Source organism: Streptomyces acidiscabies, from assembly GCF_020010905.1.
In the GTDB taxonomy this organism is placed as follows: domain Bacteria; phylum Actinomycetota; class Actinomycetes; order Streptomycetales; family Streptomycetaceae; genus Streptomyces; species Streptomyces acidiscabies.
Genome location: NZ_JAGJBY010000001.1, coordinates 5792705 through 5814073, shown reverse-complemented (window position 1 = coordinate 5814073; position 21369 = coordinate 5792705). Strand labels below are relative to the sequence as shown.

The 21369-nt window shown below is 70.9% G+C and carries 24 protein-coding genes and 1 pseudogene; 7 read left to right on the top strand and 18 right to left on the bottom strand.

All coding sequences use genetic code 11. The features are described from left to right. Positions 1 to 46 precede the first annotated feature (46 nt). The 9 genes and pseudogenes from J8M50_RS26560 to bla form a co-directional block, all read right to left on the bottom strand. Entirely contained in the window at positions 47 to 616 is a 570-nt protein-coding gene (locus tag J8M50_RS26560) for a DinB family protein (protein WP_010357452.1), read from the bottom strand. A gap of 113 nt (positions 617 to 729) precedes the next feature. Beyond that, a pseudogene (locus tag J8M50_RS26555) lies at positions 730 to 1431 on the bottom strand (3-keto-5-aminohexanoate cleavage protein); the annotation flags it as partial. A gap of 27 nt (positions 1432 to 1458) precedes the next feature. Then, a complete protein-coding gene (locus J8M50_RS26550; RefSeq protein ID WP_010357449.1) occupies positions 1459 to 2694 on the bottom strand; it encodes an MFS transporter in 1236 nt (411 codons plus the stop codon). Between the two features lie 79 nt (positions 2695 to 2773). Then, entirely contained in the window at positions 2774 to 3520 is a 747-nt protein-coding gene (locus J8M50_RS26545) for a CbtA family protein (RefSeq protein WP_010357448.1), read from the bottom strand. 21 nt (positions 3521 to 3541) lie between these two features. Then, the gene (locus tag J8M50_RS26540) at positions 3542 to 3757 is read right to left on the bottom strand and encodes a CbtB domain-containing protein (protein ID WP_010357447.1); all 216 of its coding nucleotides are present in this window, start codon (positions 3755 to 3757) and stop codon (positions 3542 to 3544) included. A gap of 255 nt (positions 3758 to 4012) precedes the next feature. Further along, entirely contained in the window at positions 4013 to 4936 is a 924-nt protein-coding gene (locus J8M50_RS26535; RefSeq protein WP_010357446.1) for a glycoside hydrolase family protein, read from the bottom strand. After that, a complete protein-coding gene (locus tag J8M50_RS26530) occupies positions 4933 to 5955 on the bottom strand; it encodes a LacI family DNA-binding transcriptional regulator (RefSeq protein WP_010357444.1) in 1023 nt (340 codons plus the stop codon). The genes J8M50_RS26535 and J8M50_RS26530 overlap by 4 nt, the downstream gene beginning before the upstream one ends. Positions 5956 to 5958: 3 nt before the next feature. Further along, positions 5959 to 7476 (bottom strand): alpha-N-arabinofuranosidase, encoded by a 1518-nt coding sequence (locus J8M50_RS26525; RefSeq protein ID WP_010357443.1) that lies wholly within the window; start codon positions 7474 to 7476, stop codon positions 5959 to 5961. A gap of 181 nt (positions 7477 to 7657) precedes the next feature. Next, positions 7658 to 8533: a class A beta-lactamase gene (gene bla / locus J8M50_RS26520; RefSeq protein WP_010357442.1), complete on the bottom strand. Its 876-nt coding sequence runs from the start codon at positions 8531 to 8533 to the stop codon at positions 7658 to 7660. Positions 8534 to 8637: 104 nt separating this feature from the next. On the opposite strand from bla, the gene J8M50_RS26515 reads away from it, so the two are divergent. Further along, the gene (locus J8M50_RS26515; protein WP_010357441.1) at positions 8638 to 9279 is read left to right on the top strand and encodes a maltokinase N-terminal cap-like domain-containing protein; all 642 of its coding nucleotides are present in this window, start codon (positions 8638 to 8640) and stop codon (positions 9277 to 9279) included. Positions 9280 to 9393: 114 nt separating this feature from the next. Here the strand turns inward: J8M50_RS26515 and J8M50_RS26510 are convergent, their stop codons facing one another. The 9 genes from J8M50_RS26510 to J8M50_RS26470 are packed head-to-tail and all read right to left on the bottom strand — an operon-like array spanning position 9394 to position 15956. Next, positions 9394 to 10017: a TetR family transcriptional regulator gene (locus tag J8M50_RS26510; protein WP_010357440.1), complete on the bottom strand. Its 624-nt coding sequence runs from the start codon at positions 10015 to 10017 to the stop codon at positions 9394 to 9396. 59 nt (positions 10018 to 10076) lie between these two features. Next, positions 10077 to 11210: a pyrroloquinoline quinone biosynthesis protein PqqE gene (gene pqqE / locus J8M50_RS26505; protein ID WP_010357439.1), complete on the bottom strand. Its 1134-nt coding sequence runs from the start codon at positions 11208 to 11210 to the stop codon at positions 10077 to 10079. Then, a complete protein-coding gene (locus J8M50_RS26500) occupies positions 11198 to 11437 on the bottom strand; it encodes a pyrroloquinoline quinone biosynthesis protein PqqD (RefSeq protein ID WP_010357438.1) in 240 nt (79 codons plus the stop codon). Before J8M50_RS26500 ends, pqqE begins: the two co-directional genes overlap by 13 nt. Further along, the gene (gene pqqC, locus J8M50_RS26495) at positions 11434 to 12150 is read right to left on the bottom strand and encodes a pyrroloquinoline-quinone synthase PqqC (protein WP_010357437.1); all 717 of its coding nucleotides are present in this window, start codon (positions 12148 to 12150) and stop codon (positions 11434 to 11436) included. Before pqqC ends, J8M50_RS26500 begins: the two co-directional genes overlap by 4 nt. After that, positions 12144 to 12956 (bottom strand): pyrroloquinoline quinone biosynthesis protein PqqB, encoded by an 813-nt coding sequence (gene pqqB, locus J8M50_RS26490; protein WP_010357436.1) that lies wholly within the window; start codon positions 12954 to 12956, stop codon positions 12144 to 12146. The genes pqqC and pqqB overlap by 7 nt, the downstream gene beginning before the upstream one ends. A gap of 11 nt (positions 12957 to 12967) precedes the next feature. Continuing rightward, a complete protein-coding gene (locus J8M50_RS26485) occupies positions 12968 to 13108 on the bottom strand; it encodes a pyrroloquinoline quinone precursor peptide PqqA (RefSeq protein ID WP_100216866.1) in 141 nt (46 codons plus the stop codon). Positions 13109 to 13115: 7 nt separating this feature from the next. Continuing rightward, the gene (locus tag J8M50_RS26480) at positions 13116 to 14498 is read right to left on the bottom strand and encodes a glucose/sorbosone family PQQ-dependent dehydrogenase (RefSeq protein WP_010357434.1); all 1383 of its coding nucleotides are present in this window, start codon (positions 14496 to 14498) and stop codon (positions 13116 to 13118) included. A 55-nt stretch (positions 14499 to 14553) separates the two neighbouring features. Continuing rightward, positions 14554 to 14769 carry a ferredoxin gene (locus J8M50_RS26475; RefSeq protein ID WP_010357433.1) on the bottom strand — a complete coding sequence of 72 codons (216 nt, stop codon included), beginning with the start codon at positions 14767 to 14769 and terminating at the stop codon, positions 14554 to 14556. Next, positions 14763 to 15956, bottom strand: coding sequence for a cytochrome P450 (locus J8M50_RS26470; RefSeq protein WP_010357431.1), 1194 nt, complete (start codon positions 15954 to 15956; stop codon positions 14763 to 14765). Before J8M50_RS26470 ends, J8M50_RS26475 begins: the two co-directional genes overlap by 7 nt. A gap of 111 nt (positions 15957 to 16067) precedes the next feature. On the opposite strand from J8M50_RS26470, the gene J8M50_RS26465 reads away from it, so the two are divergent. From J8M50_RS26465 to J8M50_RS26440, 6 genes are all read left to right on the top strand, one after another. After that, a complete protein-coding gene (locus J8M50_RS26465) occupies positions 16068 to 16823 on the top strand; it encodes a GntR family transcriptional regulator (protein ID WP_029184334.1) in 756 nt (251 codons plus the stop codon). Between the two features lie 139 nt (positions 16824 to 16962). After that, complete coding sequence (locus J8M50_RS26460) at positions 16963 to 18087, top strand: TIGR03364 family FAD-dependent oxidoreductase (protein ID WP_010357429.1); 1125 nt, start codon at positions 16963 to 16965, stop codon at positions 18085 to 18087. A gap of 5 nt (positions 18088 to 18092) precedes the next feature. After that, the gene (locus J8M50_RS26455; protein ID WP_010357428.1) at positions 18093 to 18773 is read left to right on the top strand and encodes an HAD family hydrolase; all 681 of its coding nucleotides are present in this window, start codon (positions 18093 to 18095) and stop codon (positions 18771 to 18773) included. Continuing rightward, on the top strand, positions 18770 to 19792 hold the full coding sequence (locus J8M50_RS26450) for an ABC transporter ATP-binding protein (protein WP_010357427.1): 1023 nt from the start codon (positions 18770 to 18772) through the stop codon (positions 19790 to 19792). The genes J8M50_RS26455 and J8M50_RS26450 overlap by 4 nt, the downstream gene beginning before the upstream one ends. After that, positions 19785 to 20567, top strand: coding sequence for a 2-aminoethylphosphonate ABC transporter permease subunit (locus J8M50_RS26445; protein ID WP_010357426.1), 783 nt, complete (start codon positions 19785 to 19787; stop codon positions 20565 to 20567). Before J8M50_RS26450 ends, J8M50_RS26445 begins: the two co-directional genes overlap by 8 nt. Further along, complete coding sequence (locus J8M50_RS26440; RefSeq protein ID WP_029184332.1) at positions 20554 to 21351, top strand: ABC transporter permease; 798 nt, start codon at positions 20554 to 20556, stop codon at positions 21349 to 21351. The genes J8M50_RS26445 and J8M50_RS26440 overlap by 14 nt, the downstream gene beginning before the upstream one ends. Positions 21352 to 21369: the final 18 nt, after the last annotated feature.

The following is a 21369-nucleotide window of genomic DNA, read 5'->3' as shown; positions in this document are numbered from 1 at the left end:
ACGCCTGCTCGAAGAAGGAACACCGCCTCATCGCCGGTTGGATCGGTCAGTCCGATTGTGCTGCTTGCCATCTCCAGGAGGTCTGGCGCGGGAAGCCGTCGAGTTCGCTGCGGCCGGTGCACCAGAGGAGTACCTGGGTGGGGTCTCCGGGCGGGGCCGTGGGGAAGAGGCGGGTGAGGACTGCTGCGCTCAGTGGTGCTGGTGGCCGCCAGTCCACGGACAGGCCCTGCGTGATGTCGTAGGTGTGCAGCAGGGTTTCCGCGACGCCCATCGCGGCGAACCCTCCGGGGTCGCACGGGCCCCAGTGCCAGGCCCTCAGGGCCGGGTCGGCTGTGGCCAGGGCGCTGATGAGCAGTCCGCCGCAGGCGGTGACGGCCTGGAGTACTTCGGCCGGTGAGGCGGTGGGGCGGACGTTCAGGTCGATGGGGAGGTAGCCGTCGGTGGGCTGTGCGGCCAACTGCGCTGCGTAGGCCAGCAGGTCGTGACCGATGTGGGCTGCCGTTTCCCAGCAGCTCCATTCGAGCGGCCCGGCCGGCACCGTCCAGTCCTCGGCGGTACGGGGGCCGAGCACCCGCAGCATCTCCGCCACAGCGGCGTCGACGTCCTTGTGGTCCATGCGGCGCTCCTCGTGGCTGTCGATCCTTCACACCCTGGGCAACTGGCATGTTCGCCCCGGAGGATGCCGTTCTCGGGGTTGGGTGTCGCGTCGACGCGCACTCTGCCGTACCCCACCAGAGCCCGCGCCGCCCGTACCAGTGCCGCATTGTCCGCCGCGACGGAACCGTCCGGCAGCACCAGGACATCCTCCAGCCCGATCCTGGCGTCCAATCCCAGCCGCCCGGCCACCCTCAACACCGGCCACGCGCCCCCTTCTTCCCCATGCAGCAGGACCGGAGCGGACCCCAGCTCCTCCACCAGCGCGACGGCCGACTCGCTCGCGGCGACGGGGTGCGTGACTGTCACCTCCGCGAGGACTCGCAGGACCCGGCCCGCCAGTGGTGAGGCTTGGAAGCGGCTCACCGCATCCGTCCCCGAGTAGATGCCCGCCTCGACGCCGACCCCGCGTTCCAGCAGCGCTTCGGCGACCCCCTCGGCCCCCTCCTCGTGCCAGTTCACCGAGGCGTGGTCCGGCAGCACGGCCCAGGAGCGGACCAGTGCCGCACGGCTCGCGGCGTCCGGAGTGGTCCACGCGCCGGTCGTGACCCCGATGCGCACGCCCGGCGGAACAGCGCGGCGCACCGCTGAGACGGCCGCCGCGACCACGCCGGGTGCCAAGGAGTCGTGACCGTCGGCGTTCTTGGGGTGGAGGTGGATGTCCTCGGCCCCCGCAGCCACCGCCCGGGCCGCCGCCGTGGCCAACTCGCTGGGCGTCACGGGCAGAACCGGACATGTCTCGCGCGTCCGCGCGCCGTTCAGGCAGACCTGGAGCATGGACGCGACTACGCCAGTCCCGAACAGTCACGCCCCGCGTTTCGCGTACGCCGTCGCCCCGATCGCCGGGAGCAGCGTCAGGGACAGGGCCCCCGACATAAGCGCCAGTGTCGGATAGCTCGTCGCCGTGACGAGCAGGCCCGATGAGATGCCGCCGGTGGCACCCGCCAGGGAGATCGAGACGTCCACCAGGCCCTGGGTCTTGGCGCGGTTGGTGAGGGGGATGGACTCGGTGATGAGGGCGGTGCCGGCGACCAGGCCTAGGTTCCAGCCCAGGCCTAGGAGGGCTAGGGCCAGGGTGAGGAGGGGGACCGAGTTCTCCGGGGCTGTGGCGGCGACCAGGCCGGCGGTCAGGAGGGTGAGTGCGGAGGACGTCGCCATGCGGAGCGGGCCGAAGTGGTCGGTGAGGCGGCCGGTCAGCGGGGAGGGGAGGTACATGGCGCCGATGTGGACGGCGATGACCAGCCCGGACGCGGCGGTCCCGTGCCCGTGGTCGTGCATGTGGACCGGCGTCATCGTCATCACGGAGACCATGACGAGTTGGGTGACGACCATGATGAGCGCGCCCAGCGTGACGCCGCCGCCCTTGCGGGGTCCCGGCAGGGCGCTCACCGGCGTCTGTCTGGCCAGCGTCCGCGCCAGGACCAGCGGATCCGGGCGAAGGCTCACCGTCAGCACCAGCGCGGCCAGCGCATACGCCCCGCCGGACAGCAGAAAGGGCCCCGCCAGCTCCGGAATCCCCAGCGCCGCCCCCACCTCCCCCATCGGCGCCGTGAGGTTCGGCCCGGCCACACCCCCCAGCGTCGTCGCGACCAGCACCGTCGACACGGCCCGCGCCCGATGCCCCGGCGCCGCGAGATCGGCTCCGGCATACCTCGCCTGAAGGTTCGTCGCCGAGCCGGCCCCGTACACGAACATCGCGGCGAACAGCAGCACCGGACTGTCGAGAACAGCGGCGACGATCACCCCCACCGCGCCGAGCACCCCCGCGAGATACCCGAGCACGAGCCCGGGACGACGCCCACGGTGGTGGGAGACCCGTCCGACGGCTACGGCGGTGAGCGCGGCACCCCCGGTCAACAGCGCGCTCGGCAGCCCCGCGAGCCGCGTGGACCCCAGCATGTCCTGCGCCAGAAGGGCGCCCACGGTGACCCCGGCGGCCAGCCCCATGCCGCTCAGGACCTGGGAAGCGACCAGTACCCGCAGGACGCGCCGCTGAGCCCGGACGGGATCCGTCGAGGGGGTCGTCGCAATGGCGGTCATCTCCACGCCTCCCCCTCGTATCTCACGTCCTCTGCCCGCCGACTGGCGATCAACCGCGCGTACGCCACCGCCTCAGGTATCAGACGGTGACGCTCTCCCGCCGGGGCACAGGTTCAGGCCGGAGCAGCCGATGCGCCAACTCCCCGAAGGCCAGCCCGAATCCGGTCCACAGCGTCGCCTGGATGGCGAGCGCGGAGAGCCGGAACCGCCACAGGACGGTCGCGGGGAAGTCGGCGGGCACCTCGTTCACGGACGGCAGGAACGCGTACGCCAGCCCGGTCGCGGCGACGAACGCGGCCACCGCGACGACCGTCGCCCACCAGTTCCCCAGGTCCGGCGCGAGCCGCTTGCCGAGGAGGGTCGCGGCGACGGCGAGCAGGACGCTGAGCAGCAGCATCAGGAAGTACAGGGTGGTGCGCCTGCCGATGGTGTCGCCGTTGCCGACGGCGGGCGGGTTCGCCGGGTACTTGAGGAACGGGACGACGTAGACGGCGACCAGTGCGCAGCCGGAGAGGAGCAGCGCGGTGGCCCGGGGGCTGAAGCGTCCGACCCGGCCGAGGGCGAAGCAGTACGCGAGGGCCGCGATGCCGCCGAAGGCGACGCCGTAGAGCAGGACTCCGGTCGCGAGTCCCGCGGTGGACTGGAGGGAGCGGGAGACGAGTTCGACCTCGTGGCCGTGCTCGTGGGAGTGGGCCTCCTCGAAACCGATCGCCTTGTCGACGGAGGGCTCGCCGAGGAAGTAGGCGACGATCAGGGCGAGCACGCCGGCCGCGAGACCGGCGAGCATGCCCCGCACGAGCAGGTTCCGTACGGTTGCGGAGTTCATGGGGGTGTCGGCGTCCCTCGGTCAGTGGCAGGGGAAGCCGAGCAGGTGGCGGGCGTCGTGCACCCACTCGTGGACCTCTTCGCCGGAGAGGAGTGAGGTGGCGCCCTGCTCGGCGCCGACGAAGTACAGCAGGATCAGCATGAGGACACCGAAGAAGACGGCCCAGGGGGCGATGGCCTTCAACGGCAGCTTGAGCGGGGTGGTGGCGGTGGTCGGCTGGGCGACGTGCTGCGCCATGCAGGGCCTCCTTCGGGAGTTCGCGTCCCGTCTCGGTAGTGCTCCGTACGACGGCTACGGGTCTGACTCACCTCTGCCTCACGAAGTAAGGAGGGGCACACAGTGGCGCGACCGTGCCGGGATTTCACCGGCTTCCGTTCTGCCGTCGATGTCGGAGCGACGATACCGCGTGACGTGTACCCGACCAACCCCGCGTCACCAGGCACTTTCTTCAACACACCGCCGTACGACGCCCGCGCGGCCCCCGTTCACAGGTCAGATCGGCCTGAGGTTCAGCTCCACGGGCGAGCGGTCGCAGTGCAGGACGCCGTCGACGACCGTGGCCGTGGCGACCTGGAGGGAGGACCGGCGGGTGCGGTGGGTGCCGTCGTCGTCGGTGATGCCGGGCGGGCGGCCGGGGTGCGTGAAGTAGAAGACGTACGCGGTGTCGTCCTGGACGACGACGTCGGCGTGGTGGGCTATGTTGCCGTCGTCGACGCGGTGGCCGGGGGCGTCGAGGACGAGGCCCTGGTACTCCCAGGTGGTGAGGTCGTCGGAGCGGAAGACGCCCTGGCCGCGCCATTCGTCGACGAGCATCCAGTGGGCGCCGCCGAGGGTGAAGACGTTGGGCCCTTCGTGGGGGCGGTGGTCGAGGACGACGCCGGTCGGCTTCCACTCGTACAGGTCGGGGCTGTCGGCGGCGCAGGTGGCCGAGCCCCTGGTCTCGTCCTTGAACCACATGCGCCAACCGCCGTCGGGCAGGGGGTGGACGCAGGCGTCGATGACGCGCTCGGAGTCGAGGTCGAGGGGGCCGTGGTGGGTCCAGGTGAGGAGGTCGGGGCTGGTGTAGTGGCGGATGCTCGCGGGGGCGGCCCAGGAGTCGGGGACGCCCCGGATGTAGCTGACGTAGAGGTGGTAGCGGCCGTCGTGCCAGATGATCTCCGGTGCCCAGAAGGTGTTGCGGCCCCACTCGGCGTCCAGGTTGGGGAGGGTGCCCCGGTAGGTCCAGGTGCGGCCGGCGTCGGCGGAGACGGCGACGCCGAGGTCGGTGCCGTGGACCCAGGCGGCGCCGGGGCCCGGGGCGGTGGTGCGGCGGTTGGTGTAGACCAGCCACCATTCCTCGGTCTCGCGGTTCCAGATCGCCGTCGGGTCGGCGGCGCCGTCGTGGACGGGGTCGCGGAAGAGGGGCGCGGGGTTCATCGGGTCTCTCCTTGCGGGCCGCCGGTCGACTCGCGGATCACGAGCGTGAAACCGCTCACGAACTCCTCGTACCGGGGCGGCGGTTCGTGCTGGTCGATGCGGGTGAGCAGGAGGGCGACGGCGCGTTCGGCCATGCCGTCGTGGTCGGGGTCGACGCTGGAGAGGGACGGGACGAGGTACGCGCTCTCGGCGATGTCGTCGAACCCGATGACCTTGACCTGGCCGGGCACCTGTACGCCGCTGTCGGCGAGGCCGCGCAGGACGCCCATGGCGAGGGTGTCGGTCACGCAGAACACGCCGTCGAAGTCCAGGCCCCCGGCGACCATGTCCCGCGCGCACCGGGCGCCCTCGGCGAGCCCGAACCGGCCGACCTGGCGGACCAGCCCGGGGTCGTACGGCACCCCCGCGTCGGTGAGGGCCTGCCGGTACCCGGCGTGGCGCAGGCTGGACGTGTCGATCTCGGCCGTCTCCCCGCAGACCAGCGCTATCCGCCGGCAGCCCCGCTCGACGAGGTGGGTGACGGCCGCCCGGGACGCCTCCAGGTTCGGCATGCCGACGTGGTCCACGGGTCCGCCGACGATGCGGTCGCCGAGCACGACCACGGGGTGCTCGACGGTGAGGCGCTCGGCGTCGGTCTGCGCCAGGCCGACGGCGCTGAGCAGGAGGCCGTCGTAGAGGCGGTTGCGGGAGAGGGAGAGGGCGTCGAGTTCGCTCTCCCGCGTGGCGCCGGTCTGTTCGATGCCGACGCGCAGGCCGTGGCGTCCGGCGGCGGCGATGACGCCGGCGGCGAGGCGGCTGTAGTACGGGCTGTCGACCTCGGGCACGGCGAGGCCGATCGTGCCGGTGCGGCCCTTGCGGAGGTTGCGGGCCGCGACGTTGACCCGGTAGTCGAGCCGGGCCATCGCCGCGAGGACCCTGTCCCGGGTCTCCCGCCGTACGTTGGGGTGGCCGTTGATGACGTTGGAGACGGTCATCGCGGACACCCCGGCCGCCTTCGCCACGTCCTGGATGGTCGCCACGGGTCAGTTCAGCGGGGCCTGGAGCGTGAGGAAGGAGTGCGGCGGCAGGGTGAGGGTCAGGCCGCCGTCCGTCGTCTTCACCCCGTCGAAGGGGCGCGGCGCGACCGTGTCCCGCTGCTCGGGCGTGTTGTGGTCCTCGATCCGGCCGGCCGTCAGGAGCCGGGCGACCGGGGCGCCGAGGGTACCTCCCCGCAGATCGAGGGTGACCTCCGCCGGTTCTTCGGCGTCGAGGTTGGAGAGGGAGACGAGGACCTGGCCGTTCTTGACGCTGGCGGAGACGGAGACGGTCGTGAGTTCCGTCCCGGCGACGGTGCGTCGGGCCTCGTCGGCCTTGAGGTGGACTGCGAGTGAGGTGGCGTCCTGGTGGTCCTTGTTCATCTCGAACACGTGGTACGTCGGAGTGAGGACCAGTCGGTCGCCGTCGGTGAGGATCATCGCCTGGAGGACGTTGACCGTCTGGGCGATGTTCGCCATGTGCAGGCGGGCCGCGTGCTTGTGGAAGATGTCAAAGTGCGTGCTGGCAACGAGCGCGTCGCGCATGGTGTTCTGCTGGAAGAGGAAGCCCGGGTTGGTGCCCGGCTCGACGTCCCACCAGGTGCCCCATTCGTCGAGGACCAGGCCGACCGTGCGGCCACGGTCGTAGATGTCCATCACGGTGGAGTGTCCGGTGAGGATGTCGTCGATGCGGCGGGCCGCGAGCATCGTGCGGTAGTAGGTGTCGGTGTCGAATGCGGTCGCGCTGCCTTTCGCCTCCCACGGTCCGGCCAGTGTGTAGTAGTGAACGGACACGCCCTGGAAGAAGTTCCTGGGCGTCGCGTCGCATCCGAAACAGCTGATCTGCTGCATCAGCGTCTCGGTCCACTTGTAGTCGGCGTCCGAGGCGCCGGAGGCGATCCGGTACAGCTTGTTGTCGCCGTGGTCGCGGCAGTACGTGGCGTACTGGCGGGCCAGGTCGGCGGAGTACTCGGCGCGCATGTTGCCGCCGCAGCCCCAGGTCTCGTTGCCGATCCCCCAGTACTTGACCTTCCACGGCTCCTCGCGGCCGTTGTCCTTGCGCAGCCGCACCATCGGGCTGTCGCCGTCGCGGGTCAGGTACTCGACCCACTCGCTCATCTCCCGGACGGTCCCGGAGCCGACGTTCCCGCTGATGTACGGTTCCGCACCGAGGAGTTCGCACAGCGCCATGAACTCGTGGGTGCCGAAGTGGTTGTTCTCCTCGACGTTCCCCCAGTGCGTGTTGACCATCCGGGGCCGCTCCTCGCGCGGCCCGATCCCGTCCCGCCAGTGGTACTCGTCCGCGAAACACCCGCCGGGCCAGCGCAGGTTGGGAATGTTCAGCGCGCGCAGCGCCTCGACGACGTCGAGCCTGATCCCGCCCTCGTTGGGTATGTCGGAGTCCTCCCCGACCCAGAACCCGCCGTAGACGCAGCGCCCGAGATGCTCGGCGAAGTGACCGTAGAGGTGCCGGCTGATCGTCGGCCCTTCGATGTCCAGGTTGACGACCGCGGTGGCGTTGGGCACAGCTGCTCCCCGGGAGATATGCGGTGACTTGTACGACGTCGAGGTGATCGTTTGTAGCGATAAAAAGCTGCCATCGCGCCACCGGGAGCGTCAAGGTCGCCCGGCCCCACGGGAGTCACGGAAACTTTCGCTCCCGCGAACGGCCGGCGAAGCGCTCCCCGCCGGCCGTTCCGCGATCCGCTCAGGTCAGCTCGGCCGCCACCAGCTCCGCCGCCCGCGCGACCAGCTCGTTCTTCGAGGGCCCCTCGGCCGCGTACGTCGTCGTCAGCACGGCGATCACCAGCGGCGCCCGGCCGGGCGGCCACACCACGCCGACGTCGTTGGCGACGCCGTACGAACTCCCGCCGCCCGTCTTGTCGGCGAGGATCCAGTCGGCGGGGAGACCGGCGCGGAAGCGGGTGACGTTGGTGGAGTTGGCGACCATCCAGGACGTGAGGCGGGTGCGGTCGGCGGGCGGGAGGACGTCGCCCAGGAGGAACTTCGCGTAGGTACGGGCGATCGCGTGGGGTGTCGTCGTGTCCGTCTTCCGCCAGGGTTCGGCGGAGTTGAGGTCGGGCTCCCAGCGGTCGAGGCGGGTCACGGAGTCGCCCAGGGAGCGGGCGAAGCGGGTGATCGCGGTGGGGCCGCCGAGTTCGCGCAGGAGGAAGTTGGCGGCGGCGTTGTCGCTGTGGGAGACGGCGGCGGCGCAGAGTTCCTCGACGGTCATGCCGGTGTCGAGGTGCTTCTCGGTGACCGGCGCGTATCCCGAGTCCGTCAACTCCTGCTGCGTGTAGTGGATGCGCCGCGTCAGGTCCACGCCCTCGCGCAGGACGGCCGCCGCAGCCGGCGCCTTGAACACCGAGCACATCGGGAACCGTTCGTCCGCACGGTGCGTCAGCGTCCTCCCGGTCGCCGTGTCGTGGGCGAAGACGCCCAGCCGGGCGGCGTACTCCTGCTCCAGTCCGGCGAAGACGTCCCTGGTAGCGGCGTGGGCCGAGGGCGCCACCGCCGCCGTCAGAGCCGCTCCGGCGCCCAGGGCGAGGAGGGTGCGGCGTCCCAGAATGTTCGTTCGTGCCATGGTCGTCCGTCCTCACGGTCGTTGATCTTGGCTCAGTCGATCAGGACGCGACCCCGGAAGAAACAGTTTCGATCATCGCGGACCCTGATGGAGAATCCCTGAACATGTCGATCATTCATCGCACCTGGCTCAAGCCGACCAAGCTCGAATTCCTCACCCCGTGGCTCCCCACGCGCGCGTGGTACCAGGGCGGTACGGCCACCCCGCAGCTCGCCAAGGCCGGGGGCTTCCGTCTCGACGACCCCGAGGGCGAGGTCGGCATCGAGTTCTTCGTCGCCACCGACGCCGAGGGCCCGCACGCCTACCTGGTCCCCCTCACCTACCGTTCCGCCCCGCTCCCCGGCGCGGACCACGCGCTGATCACCACCCTGGAGCACGGCGTCCTCGGACAGCGCTGGGTGTACGACGGCGTCCACGACCCAGTGCTGACCGGCGCCCTGGCAGCGTTCTTCGAGGGGCGCATCCCGGCCCAGGCCCAGAGCACGAGCGACGCCCTGGACGAGGAGGTCACCCACGCGTACGCGGGCGGGGCCCCGCTGCTGGCCGGCGAGGTGACGGTGACCGAAACGGCCGAGGGCACGACCCTCACGACGCCGGACGGCCCCGCCGTCCGCTTCGACCGGCTCCTGACCGCCGTGGCGGACACCCCTCCGGCGGACGCGCTCGGCCATGTGACCGGCGCGTGGACCGACGTGGAGGGCAACCGGGTGCGCGGAGTGTTCGCGGTGGTCGAAGCGCGGGCCTGACACGGCCCTCGGCGGGCGGCGCAGCACACGTCAGCAGCAGCAATTCCGGCCGAAACACAGCGCACACCGGCAGAGGCACACCACCTGAGACGCACCGCAGTTCGCCGACCGGCCTCACCCCCCGGTCGGCATCCCCTCCGCCATGGAGTACACCGTCCGCGCGTGCAGCTCGAACATCCCGACGAGATCGATGCCCCCGTCTATCTCCTGCTGGACGAACAGCCCGTCGGTCCCGGCGACCGTGTAGGTGACGAGGACGTCCACAGCCCTCTCGTCCACCTCCGGGAACAGTGCCCGGAGGACCTCGGTGATCCGCTGCCGCGCCGCCTTCCGGACGTCCAGGTAGACGCCCCGCCCCCGGGGTTCGACCTGCCGCCGCTCCAGCGCGAGCATCAGCCCGAGCCGCACGAAGTCGGGCGCGTCGAGCAGGGAGCGGGCGACGTTCGCGGCCATGGTCGTGACCCGTTCCAGCGGGGTCCCCGCGTCCTCGCCGGGCAGTTCGACGGCCGTCAGCCAGGTCTCGAAGCTGCGCTCGATAACGGCGGCGATCAGGTCGTCCTTGTCCTTGAAGTGCCAGTAGATCGAGCTGGTGGGCAGCCCGCACTGGGCGCTGACGGCCGCGATCGACGTGCCCTCGTACCCCCGCTCCCCCGCGATCTCGACTGCCGCGTCGAGGATGCGCCGCCGCGACTCCACCCCGTTGGCACGCTGCTTGCGCTCGGGTCTCCCCCGGGTCATTCAGTGATTCTCCGTCTCTCAGAGGCGTACACCTCGCTTTTCGGGGTACGCGTCGACGATCACCGCACTCTAGTCGGCCCGTGCGCCCGCTGACGATTTCCGGCCGCGTACCCCCGATAGACCAACTCCCCGCTCCGTACGCCCGACAGTTCGGCGATCACCCCGTGGTCCGGCGACAGCGAACACGCCGGGTCCGTCCGCCCGGCGTCCCCGGTGAGCGCGAACGCCTGGCACCGGCATCCCCCGAAGTCGGCCTCTTTCCGTGGGCAGGACCGGCAGGGGTCGGGCAGCCAGTCGCTCCCCCGGTAGGCGTTGAACGCGGGCGACTCGCGCCAGATCCAACTCAGCGAGTTTTCACGGACGTTGGGCGCTTCGAGCGGCAGATCGTAGGCGGCGGGACAGGGCAGCACCCGCCCGTCGGGGGCCACGGTCAGCGAGATCGCGCCCCAGCCTCCCATGCAGGGTTTCGCCACCCCGTCGAAGTAGTCCGGCACGACCCAGATCAACTCCGTCTCCGTACGCCCCCGCCACTCCTCGACCACCCTTTGCGCACGGGCCAGTTGCTCCCGGCTCGGCATGAGCGCGGCCCGGTTGCGCAGCCCCCAGCCGTAGAACTGGGTGTTGGCGAGTTCGATGCGTACGGCTCCCCAGTCGACGCCGAGTCGGATGATCTCGTCGAGCCGGTCGAGGTTGTGCCGGTGCAGGACGACGTTGAGGCCGAGCGGCAGACCGGCGTCCCGGATCAGCGCGGCGGCCCTCGCTTTCGCGGTGAACGACCGGCGCCCGGCGATGAGTTCGGAACTCGCGGCGTCCGCGCCCTGCACGGAGAGCTGGACGCTGGGGAGACCGGCCGCCGTCAGCTCGTCGAGCCGCTCGGACGTCAACCCGAGTCCGCTGGTGACGAGTTGGGCGTAGATCCCGGCGTCTGCGGCACCGGCGACCAGCTCGGTCAGGTCGCGCCGCAGCAGGGGTTCGCCGCCGGAGAGGTGGGCGTGGGCCACGCCGAGGCGGGCGGCCTCGTCGAACACGCGCAGCCAGTCCCCGGTGGTCAACTCGTCGGCGGGGCGCACGAGTTCGGTGGGGTTGGAGCAGTAGGGGCAGCGCAGGGGGCAGCCGTGGGTGAGCTCCGCGAGCATCGCCCACGGCGGGTTCACCGAGGGCGGATTCACCGAGGGCGGGTTCAGCGCAGCCATCCGCGCTCCTTCACATCGTCGAGGAACTCGGCGATCCCGTCCCCGTCCCCGAGTTCGGCGCTGATCTCAGGAACGGTCCGGGTCCCGTCGCACAGCTCGACCACTGCGGCAGCCTCGGTACTGAGGACAACGATCCGTTCAGGAACGATCAGCAGCGTCCGTTTCCGTACCGGACAGTCACGCACGCGCGCGTACGGGCTGAGGGCCGGCCGCCAAGCCGTACTCATGCGGACGCCCGGTCGACGGCGTCCAGCAGAGTCCACAGCACCTCGCACTTGTAGGAGAGCGCGGCAACAGCAGCCTCCTGATCAGCGCGAGTGCGAGCCCACCCCAGCACAAGGGCAAGCGCCTCGCCACTGTCCCGACGCCCCTGGGACACACGGGAGGCGAAGTACGCGAGCCCCTCGGGCCTGATCCACGTGTAGTGCTTCTCGAACGCCGCGATCCGGGTCGCCATCAGATCCGGCGCGAACAGTTCGGTGAGGGACGCGGCGACGGCTTCGAGCGGGCCTGCGTTGCGGCAGAGGTTGACGTACCCGTCGACGGCGAGCCGTACGCCCGGCAGCACCCGGTCACCGGCGAGGAGGTCGGCCCGGTCGAGTCCGGCGGCCTCGCCGAGGCGCAGCCAGCGTTCGATGCCGCCCTCGTCGTCGCCGGTGCCGTCGTGGTCGGTGATGCGGCGCACCCACATGCGGCGCAGGGCGGGGTCGTCGAGCTTGGCGAGGATCAGGGCATCCTTGACGGGGATGTGCCGCTGGTAGTGGAAGCGGTTGAGGATCCAGGTGCGGAGTTCGCCGGGCGTCAACTCTCCTTGGTGCATACGGAGGTTGAAGGGATGCCGGTGGTGGTAGTGGCGTTCGGGAACCGCCCTCAGTTCACGCTCGAAGGCAGCGGCCCCGACCGCGCTCCCCGCAGACACGGCATCCAGACCGATCACCATTCGACGAACATCCCTTCCGAAGCCACCTCGACGCCCCGCAACTCCGCGTACTGCGGCGCGTCAGGGTCCACGAGGGGGTTGGTGTTGTTGAGGTGTGTGTAGAAGCACCGCGCGGGCAGGGCGGCCAGCCGATCCCGCGTCGCGAGAACCGGCAGGTGCCCCATCTCGGTCCCCGTCTTCTCGGAGAACCCGCAGCGGCGGGGCTCGTCCTCGTCCCAGAACGTCCCGTCGGCGAACACGACGTCCGCCCCTTCCCCGAACCCGGCGGGCCACACCCCCATGGCCGGCGCGTACACCAGCCCCCCGATGCTCAGCGCGCTGACCCATTCCCCGTCCCATGCCGGGAACTCCCGCGCGTACCTCGGCCGTTTACCGGACACCGGCACCAACGAAGCACCGTCCACGTCCCGCCACCGCAACCGCACATAAGGCGCGAGGGTCTCCTCCAGCCGCAGCCCCTCACTCACCGCCTTCCGCACCGCGTCCGTCGCCATGATCTCCAGCTCATCGGCCTCCCGAAGCCGCGCGAGCCCCAGCGTGTGATCGAGTTCGGCGTCGGTGAGGATCACCCCCGCGAGAGGAGTACGCCGCCCGTCAGGACGCAACCAGCCGCACCGCTCGATCTGTTCGCCGATGTCGGGCGTCGCGTTGACCACATAGACCCGGCCGGGCTCGACCTCGACGGCGATCGACGCGTGCAGCCTCCGCCAGGACGGCACCGCGCGCGCCCCGCAGCACCCGGGACACGCGCAGTTCCACTGGGGGACGCCGCCACCGGCCGCCGTACCGAGTACGTGCAGGCGCACGGCGCGGCCCCCTACCGGTCGCTGAGGAAGTACGCCGACATCTCCATCGACGCCTCGACGATCTGATAAGTGGGCCGGTGCCAGGCGGTCTGGTCCGTCGCCTCGTCGGGACGCTCCACAGACCTGTCGTCCCGTTCCTCGTGCTGGATCATCCGGGTCTCACTTTCCATAGGGGACGGCGAGGATCGCGCCGGGATTGGCGAGCTTGCCCGTGGGGGCGCCGTCGGGGCCGTGGACGAGTCCGCCGCTGTCGGTGGCGATGTAGAGGGTCTTGCCGTCGGGGCTCAGCGCGACGTCGCGGTAGCGGTTGACGCTCCGGTGGAGCTGCTTGAAGGACTTGCCGTCCTTCGTGAGCCGGTAGACGGTCCCGTTCTTGAGGGAGGTGACGAGGAATTCGTCACCAGCCACTTTGAGGGCGCCGGGTGCCATGGTCGGCCAGCACACGTACGCGCTGTCGGGGTCGGTGCACACCGTGGTCACGCCGAAGTCGTGTCCGGACTCGACCGTCGTGCCGTACGTGCTGACCGGCGCCTCCATGGCCTTCGTGAAGTCCCGTTCCCGGGTCGTCGGCACCTGCACGGGGGCCTCGCCGGGGTTGGGCGTGAAGGTGAGTTTCTGGCAGCCGCCCTTGGCCTTGGCCCAGTCCGAGTAGACGTACGCCTGGTCGTCCTTGTACCCGGCGACGTTCGGCCAGCCGTAGTTCGCGCCCTTCTCGATGCGGTTGAACTCGTCGTCGGTGAGGGGGCCGTTCTCGGCGGTGTACAGCTCCTTGCCGCGGAAGTCCATGCCGTTGGGGTTGCGCATGCCGTAGGCGTAGACGTGGCTGCGGACGCCGTTCAGCTCGGGGTTGTCGTCCGGGATCGAGCCGTCGGGGTTCATGCGCAGGATCTTGCCGGGGTACACCGACCAGTCCTTCTTCTTCACCTGGTCGGCGGTCGGCAGGTTCTGGGCCTGGTTCGGGACGCAGTAGTGGGCGTAGTAGTTCGCGCCCTGGTCGCCGATCGAGTAGTAGAGCTTGCCGTCGGGACCGTAGCGCAGGCGTGCGGCCTGGTGGTCGTCGCCGGCGGGGAGGCCGCTCAGGACGGTGTACTCGCCGGAGAGCTTCCCGTTCTTCGCCGTGTACCTGACGATCCTGGTGGCCTCTTTCACGCCGTCCATGGAGCTGTAGGACAGGTAGACGTAGTCCTTGTCCTTCTTCTTCCCGAAGTCGGGGTGCAGCGCGAGGCCGAGGACTCCGTCCTTGCCGCCCTTGGCGCGGACGGCCTTCTTGGCCAGGTCCAGGGCGGTGGTCTTGGCGCCGGTTTTCGGGTCGACGCGGGTGACCTTGAGGCCGGACTTCTCGGTGAGCCACAGGTACCCGTCGGGGCCCTGGATCATCTCGTACGGGTCCCCGAGCCCGGTCGTGACGACCGTGAAGCCGGCCTTGGCGTCCAGGTTCACGGCGGCGGCGCGCTGGACCGTCCCTGTCGCGGACCCGCTGCCGCAGGAGCAGACGAGTGCCGCGACGGCGGCCAGAGCCAGTGCCGACGGAAGCTTTCTCATCGTTGACCTTTCGGAAGGGCCCCCTCGCGGCCTCACCCTAAGGTCGGCTCACATATCACGCATCCCGGTACATATCGTCACGCAATGTGATCGCGGAGGCGGGGCACATCGCCGCCGCCTCCCGCGTCGCGGCCTCGTCCGACGAAGCGGGCGTCTCCGTGAGCAGCACCACGACCCCGTCGTCCTCGTCCTGGTCGAACACTCCGGGCGCGACGAGGACGCAGTTCCCGGCCCCGCAGCACAGCGAACGGTCGACGGCGACCCTCACCACGTGACCGGCACTTCGCTCAGCCCGCCCACCAACAGGCCCTCCAGGCGCCGCAGTTCACCGACCGGCACGGCGAGCCGCAGCGCGGGCAGCCGCCTGAGCAACACCTCCAGGGCGACCTGGAGCTCGGTCCTGGCGAGGCTCTGTCCCAGGCAGGCGTGCGGGCCCGCGCCGAACGCGAGGTGCGGGTTGGGGCTGCGGGACAGGAGCATGAGGTCCGGGTCCTCGAAGGCCGCCGCGTCCCGGTTGGCGGCGGGCAGGGCGCAGACGACGGTGGCGCCGCGCGGCAGCACCGAGCCGCCGACCTCGACGTCCTCGGTGAGGTAACGCCGCAGCCCGAAGCCGAGGTTGACGTCCAGGCGGAGCGCCTCGTCGACGGTCGTGCGCACCAACTCCGGCTCGGCCAGCAGGAGTTCCCACAGTTCCCGGTCGGCCAGCAGCATCGCGACGGTCTTGCCGATGGCGTTGGCGGTCGTCTCGTGTCCGGCGACGAGCAGTCCCATGCCGGTGCGCAGCAACCAGGTGTCGGTCACGTCCGGTTGGTCGGCGATGAGCATGCTGATCAGGTCGTCGCCGGGGTGCTCGCGGACGTGCGTGATGTGCCGGGACATGTACGCGTCGAACTCCTCGTACGCCGCCGCGCTCTCCTCCTTCGTCCACCGGCTGACGTTGAGGAAGGCGTCGGACCAGTGCGAGAAGCGGTCGCTGTCCTCGGCGGGGACCCCGAGGATCGTACAGATCACGTACACGGGCAGCGGGAACCCGAACGCGCCCTTCAGGTCGGCGGGTTGGCGCTGCTCGACCATGCTGTCGACGAGCCGGTCGGCCCGCTCGGTGATCGCGGGGCGTAGGGCGGTCATGCGTTTGGCGGTGAAGTACTTGCCGACCTGGCGCCGCCACCGCTGATGGCCTTCGCCGCGGTCGGGTATGACGTCCTGCAACTCTCCGTCGACGACGGGGCCGCCCGCTCCCTCGGGGGCGAGCCGCGCGGCGCCGTCCTCGGCGGCCGGGCGGGCGAAGCGGGGGTCGGAGAGCAGGGTGCGTATGTCGTCGTAGCGGGTCAGGAGCGTCGCCTCGTCGCCGCTGGGGAGCCGGACGGACGCGACCGGGCACTCGCGGCGCAGGTCGGCCCAGGCGGCGGGCGGTTCCAGGGGGCCTTCGGCAGGTAAGGGGAGTCGGAGCTCGGTCATCGCGCACCTCCGTGGGGCGCTGTCGACGCTACGCAGGTGTGCATGATGCAGCAAGGAGCGGTTCGGCCGTCGTACGACGGGGTCGCGGCGGGGTCCGTGTACGGTCCACCCGTGGACTACCCGAATGATCAGCACCCCGGCGCTCCCGTCCGCGCCGGTGTCCCCGAGCACGGCCGTGTGCCCAAGTACTACGCGGTCAAGGCCCGTATAGACGACCTCGTGAGCGACCTCGGCGAGGGTGCTGTCATCCCCACCGAGCGGGATCTCTCCGAGCGGTACGACGTGGCGCGCGAGACGGTGCGGCAGGCGCTGCGGGAGTTGCTGCTGGAGGGCAAGCTGCGCCGGCAGGGCCGGGGGACCGTCGTCGCGGGGCCGAAGCTGGAGCAGCCGCTCGCGCTGGCCAGCTATACGGAGGGCGTGCGCAGGCAGGGCCGGACGCCGGGCCGCAGTCTCGTCGCCCTCGACCGGTTCCCGTGCCCGGCGCCGCTGGCCGAGGAGACGGGGCTGACGCGCGGCGAGCCGGTGTGGCACCTGGAGCGGGTGCTGCTGGCCGACGACGAGCGGGTGGGCCTGGAGAGCACGTACGTCTCCGTCGCCCGACTCCCGCGCCTGGACGCCGAGTTCGACCCGGACTCCTCGTTCTACGCCTACATGGGCGGCCAGGGCATCCGGCTCGGTCAGGCCGACGAGCGCATCGAGACGGTTCTGGCGACGCCGCGCGAGGCGCTGCTGATCGGGACTCCCCCGGCGCTGCCGATGCTGCTGATCCACCGGGTGTCACGGGACGCGGAGGGGAGTCCGCTGGAGCGGGTGCGGAGCCTGTACCGGGGGGACCGGTTCTCGTTCTCGGCGCATCTCAAGAACTGAAAAACCGATAAAGACCGATTATCCGACCGCACTAAAGTAACGAACAGATAACGGGTCTAGCCCAAATGTGATGGCCGGTTCATGCTCACGTCGTCAGCCGGACCCTTCCGGTTCCCGCACGGCGAGGAGCGTGACGGTCGTGAGAGTGATAGTCGTCGGAGCCGGCGTGGTGGGCACCCTGCACGCCTGGCAAGCACTGGAACGCGGCCACGAGGTCGTACAGATCGAGCGCGAGGCGGAGGCCCGGGGCGCGTCGCTGCGCAACTTCGGGCTCGTCTGGGTGAGCGGACGCGCGGACGGCGAGGAGCTGTCGGCCGCGCTGCGCGCGAGGGAGCTGTGGGAGGGGATCGGCGAGCGCGTCCCGGCGCTCGGCTTCCGCGCCAACGGGTCCCTGACCGTCGTACGCGGCGGCCTCGAACACGCCGTCGCCGAGTACGCGGCGGCGCGGGGCGACGCGGACGTGCGGGGGTACGAGCTGCTGACGCCGGGCGAGGCACGGGCGCTGAACCCGGCGCTGCGCGGGGAGTTCGGCGCGGCCCTGTACTGCGCACGGGACGCGGCCGTCGAACCCCGGACCGCCCAACGCGCCCTGCGCGCCGAGCTGTTGAGGAACCCGCGCTACACGTTCCTCCCGGGCCGCGAGGTCCGTGAGGTGATCGGCGAGCACGCCGTGCGCGACGACCACGGCGACGTGCACACGGGCGACGCCGTCGTCCTGTGCACCGGCGCCTGGCTGGGTGGCCTGGTGCGCGAGCTGGCCGGGCCCGAACTCCCCGTGCGCCGCGTCCGGTTGCAGATGATGCAGACCGCGCCGCTCGGCGAACCCCTGACGACGTCGGTCGCGGACGCGGACAGCTTCCGCTACTACCCGGCGTACGCCTCCCCCGCCCTGGACGCCCTCAACTCCCGCCAGCCGCAGCCCGATACGGCGGCCGAGCACCGGATGCAGCTCCTCATGGTCCAGCGCGCGGACGGCGGCCTGACCGTCGGCGACACCCACGAGTACGAGCACCCCTTCTCCTTCGACACCGTCGAGGACCCCTACGAGCACCTGACCGGCGTCGTCGAGTCCCTCCTCGGCCGCCCGCTCCCCGCGATCCGCCGCCGCTGGGCGGGCGTGTACGCGCAGTGCCTCGACACGAGCCGTGTCGTGCACCGCCAGCAGGTCCGCGACGGCGTCTGGCTGGTCACGGGCCCCGGCGGACGCGGCATGACCTGCGCACCCGCCATCGCCGAGACCACCGCAGACCAGTTGGGCTGGTGAACCCCATGACCACCGACATGCCGCACGACATCCGCCTCGTCGTCCTCGACATGGCCGGTACGACCGTCGCCGACGGCGGCCTGGTCGAACGCGCCTTCACGACGGCCCTGGGCTCGCTGGGCCTCGACCCCACCCCCGACCGGCTCGCCTACGTCCGCACCACGATGGGCGAGTCGAAGATCTCCGTCTTCCGCCACCTCCTCCAGACCGAGGAAACCGCCCAGCGCGCCAACACCGCCTTCGAGCAGGCGTACGGCGACCTCGTCGCCGACGGCCTGATCGCCCCGGTCCCCGGCGCCCGCGAGGCCATCGAGCAGCTCGCCGCCGAGGGCCGGACGGTCGTCCTGACCACCGGTTTCGCCCGCGTCACCCAGGACGCGATCCTCGACGCGCTCGGCTGGCGCGACCTCGTGGCGCTCACCCTGTGCCCGGCGGACGCGGGCGGGCGCGGGCGGCCGTACCCCGACATGGTCCTGGAGGCGTTCGTGCGGACGAAGGCCGCCGAGGGCGTCCGGCAGGTCGCGGTCGTCGGGGACACCTCGTACGACGTGCTCAGCGGGGTGCGCGCCGGGGCCGGGGTGGTCGCGGGGGTCCTCACCGGGGCGCACGACGCGGAGGCGCTGCGGGCGGCCGGGGCCGGTCATGTGCTGGGCTCCGTCGCCGAGTTGCCCGGAGTACTGACGTGATCCGCTTCGACTCCGTGAGCGTCGCCTACGACGGGAACACCGTCCTCGACGCGCTCGACCTGACCGTCGAGCCGGGTGAGGTGATAGCGCTGCTCGGACCGTCCGGGTCCGGGAAGACGACCGCGCTGCGGGCCGTCGCCGGGTTCGTGCGGCCGTCGGCGGGGCGGGTGTTCCTCGGCGAACGGGACGTGACCGACGTACCGCCGTACCGGCGGGGCATCGGGATGGTCGTCCAGCAGTACGCGCTGTTCCCGCATATGCGGGTCGAGGACAACGTGGCGTTCGGGCTGAAGGCGCGCCGCGTCAACAAGGGCGAGATCCGGCAACGGGTCGGTGAGGCGCTGGAGTTGACCGGGATGGGGGCGTACGCGCGGCGCCGTCCCCGGGAGTTGTCCGGTGGCCAGCAGCAACGCGTCGCCATCGCGCGGGCGTTGGCGATCCGGCCCGAGGTGCTGCTCCTGGACGAGCCGCTGTCGGCGCTGGACGCCCGGCTGCGGTCCGAGATGCTCACCGAACTCGCCCGACTGCACCGGGAGTTGCCGGACATGACGATCCTGTACGTCACGCACGACCATGTCGAGGCGCTGACGCTGGCGGACCGGATCGCGGTGCTCGACCGGGCCCGCCTCCAGGCATGCGGGACGCCCCGGGAGCTGTACCGGGCGCCGGGGGACGAGTTCACGGCGTCGTTCGTGGGCGGGGCGAACCTGCTGCCGGTGCAAGTGACGGACGGGGTCGCGGAGTTCGCGGGGACGCGGATGAAGGTCGACGCGAAGGACGTGACCGGTCCGGCGACGCTGTGTGTCCGACCGCATCTCGTCGGGCTGGGCGAAGGGCCGAACCAACTCACCGGCCCCGTACGGGAGATCCAGTGGCGCGGCGCCACGCACCGGCTGTACGTCGAGGTCGCCGGGCACACCGTCATGGCCGACGTACGCGAGCTGCGGGACCCGCCGGTCCACGGCGCGCGCGTCACCCTGCACTTCTCCCCCGAGGACGCGGTGCTGCTCCATGACTAGACGCCTGCTGTGGACCCTGCCTCCGGTCGCCCTCCTCGCCGTCTTCTTCCTCTATCCGCTGGCCCTGGTCGTCCAGCAGTCCTTCCAGCCCGACTCGGGCGGCACGTCGCTCCAGCCGTACACGGACGTTTTCGCCTCCGAGGCGTTCCGGCAGGCGCTGTGGACGACCGTGTGGCTGGCGCTCGCCTCCACCGCCGGGTGTCTGGTGCTGGGGTTCTTCCTGGCGCTGGTCATCGCGTTCGTCCCGTTCCCCGGGGCGAGGGCGGTCGCGCGGTTCGTGGACGTGTTCCTGTCCTTCCCGTCGTTCCTGATCACGCTCGCCCTGCTGTTCATCTACGGCACGACCGGCATCGTCGGCTCGTTCCAGTTCCTGACCACGCCCTGGGGTGTGCTGCTCGCGGAGGTCACGTACTTCACGCCGTTCGTGATGCGGCCCCTGCTCGCGGCGTTCTCGCAGCTCGACACCGCGCAGATCGAGGCGGCGTCGAGTCTCGGCGCGCGGGCGCCGAGGATCGTGCGGCGGGTGATCCTGCCCGAGGCGCTGCCCGCGCTCGCGGCCGGCGGGAGCCTCGTCCTGGTGCTGTGCCTCAACGAGTTCGGGATCGTGCTGTTCACCGGGGCGAAGGGCGTGACGACCCTGCCGCTGCTGATCTACAGCAAGGCGATCCTGGAGTCGGACTACGCGGGCGCGTGCGTGGTGGCGGTCGTCAACGTCGCGCTGTCCGTGGGGCTTTACGCGGTGTACCGGGTGGTGAGCCGTCGTGCTGGTGCATAGCCGTGGGGCCAAGTGGGCGGTGTGGACGGTGTTCTTCGTTCTGTTCCTGCCGCTGTTCGCGCTGCCTCTCCTCGTCATCCTCGGCGCGTCGTTCGCGACGCACTGGTCCGGCGTCCTGCCCTCGGGCCTGACGACCGCCAACTACCGTTCCGCGACGAGCGGCGACTCCCTCAAGGCCCTCACCACGAGCCTGTTCACCGCGACCGCCGCGAGCCTGCTGGCGCTGGCCGCCGGAACCTGGGCCGCCCTCGCCGGAGCCGCGCTCAAGAAGCGTCAACGGCGGGTCCTGGACGCCCTGTTCGTGCTCCCCGTCGCCGTGCCGTCGGTCGTGGTGGGACTGGCGGTGCTGGTCGCGTTCTCGAAGCCGCCGCTGCTGCTGAACGGCACGCGGTGGATCGTGATCCTCGCGCACACCGTGCTGGTGACGGCGTTCGCGTACCAGTCGGTGTCGGCGGCGCTGGCGCGGCTCGACCCGGCGTACGAACAGGCGGCGGCCTCGCTCGGCGCGCGTCCCTCGTACGTGCTGCGGCGGGTGAAGCTGCCGTTGCTGCTGCCGTCGCTCACCGCCGCCGCAGGTCTCTGTTTCGCCCTGTCCATGGGCGAGTTGAGCGCCACGGTGATGCTCTATCCGCCGGACTGGACCCCGCTGCCGGTCCTGATCCACTCCGCCACCGACCGGGGCGCCCTGTTCGCGGGGTCCGCGCTCGCGGTGGTGCTGATGGCAGCCACTCTGCTCGTCCTGTTCGCCGTGTCCCGGGTCCGTACAAGAGCGTCGTACCGCTGAGAACATCTGGAGTCCAAC

Bases quoted from the DNA above. Each gene is read 5' to 3' on its own strand.
- J8M50_RS26560 (WP_010357452.1), bottom strand. From the start codon at position 616: ATGGACCACAAGGACGTCGACGCCGCTGTGGCGGAGATGCTGCGGGTG.
- J8M50_RS26550 (WP_010357449.1), bottom strand. From the start codon at position 2,694: ATGACCGCCATTGCGACGACCCCCTCGACGGATCCCGTCCGGGCTCAG.
- J8M50_RS26545 (WP_010357448.1), bottom strand. From the start codon at position 3,520: ATGAACTCCGCAACCGTACGGAACCTGCTCGTGCGGGGCATGCTCGCC.
- J8M50_RS26540 (WP_010357447.1), bottom strand. From the start codon at position 3,757: ATGGCGCAGCACGTCGCCCAGCCGACCACCGCCACCACCCCGCTCAAG.
- J8M50_RS26535 (WP_010357446.1), bottom strand. From the start codon at position 4,936: ATGAACCCCGCGCCCCTCTTCCGCGACCCCGTCCACGACGGCGCCGCC.
- bla (WP_010357442.1), bottom strand. From the start codon at position 8,533: ATGGCACGAACGAACATTCTGGGACGCCGCACCCTCCTCGCCCTGGGC.
- J8M50_RS26515 (WP_010357441.1), top strand. From the start codon at position 8,638: ATGTCGATCATTCATCGCACCTGGCTCAAGCCGACCAAGCTCGAATTC.
- J8M50_RS26510 (WP_010357440.1), bottom strand. From the start codon at position 10,017: ATGACCCGGGGGAGACCCGAGCGCAAGCAGCGTGCCAACGGGGTGGAG.
- pqqE (WP_010357439.1), bottom strand. From the start codon at position 11,210: ATGGCTGCGCTGAACCCGCCCTCGGTGAATCCGCCCTCGGTGAACCCG.
- J8M50_RS26500 (WP_010357438.1), bottom strand. From the start codon at position 11,437: ATGAGTACGGCTTGGCGGCCGGCCCTCAGCCCGTACGCGCGCGTGCGT.
- pqqC (WP_010357437.1), bottom strand. From the start codon at position 12,150: ATGGTGATCGGTCTGGATGCCGTGTCTGCGGGGAGCGCGGTCGGGGCC.
- J8M50_RS26485 (WP_100216866.1), bottom strand. From the start codon at position 13,108: ATGATCCAGCACGAGGAACGGGACGACAGGTCTGTGGAGCGTCCCGAC.
- J8M50_RS26480 (WP_010357434.1), bottom strand. From the start codon at position 14,498: ATGAGAAAGCTTCCGTCGGCACTGGCTCTGGCCGCCGTCGCGGCACTC.
- J8M50_RS26470 (WP_010357431.1), bottom strand. From the start codon at position 15,956: ATGACCGAGCTCCGACTCCCCTTACCTGCCGAAGGCCCCCTGGAACCG.
- J8M50_RS26455 (WP_010357428.1), top strand. From the start codon at position 18,093: ATGACCACCGACATGCCGCACGACATCCGCCTCGTCGTCCTCGACATG.
- J8M50_RS26445 (WP_010357426.1), top strand. From the start codon at position 19,785: ATGACTAGACGCCTGCTGTGGACCCTGCCTCCGGTCGCCCTCCTCGCC.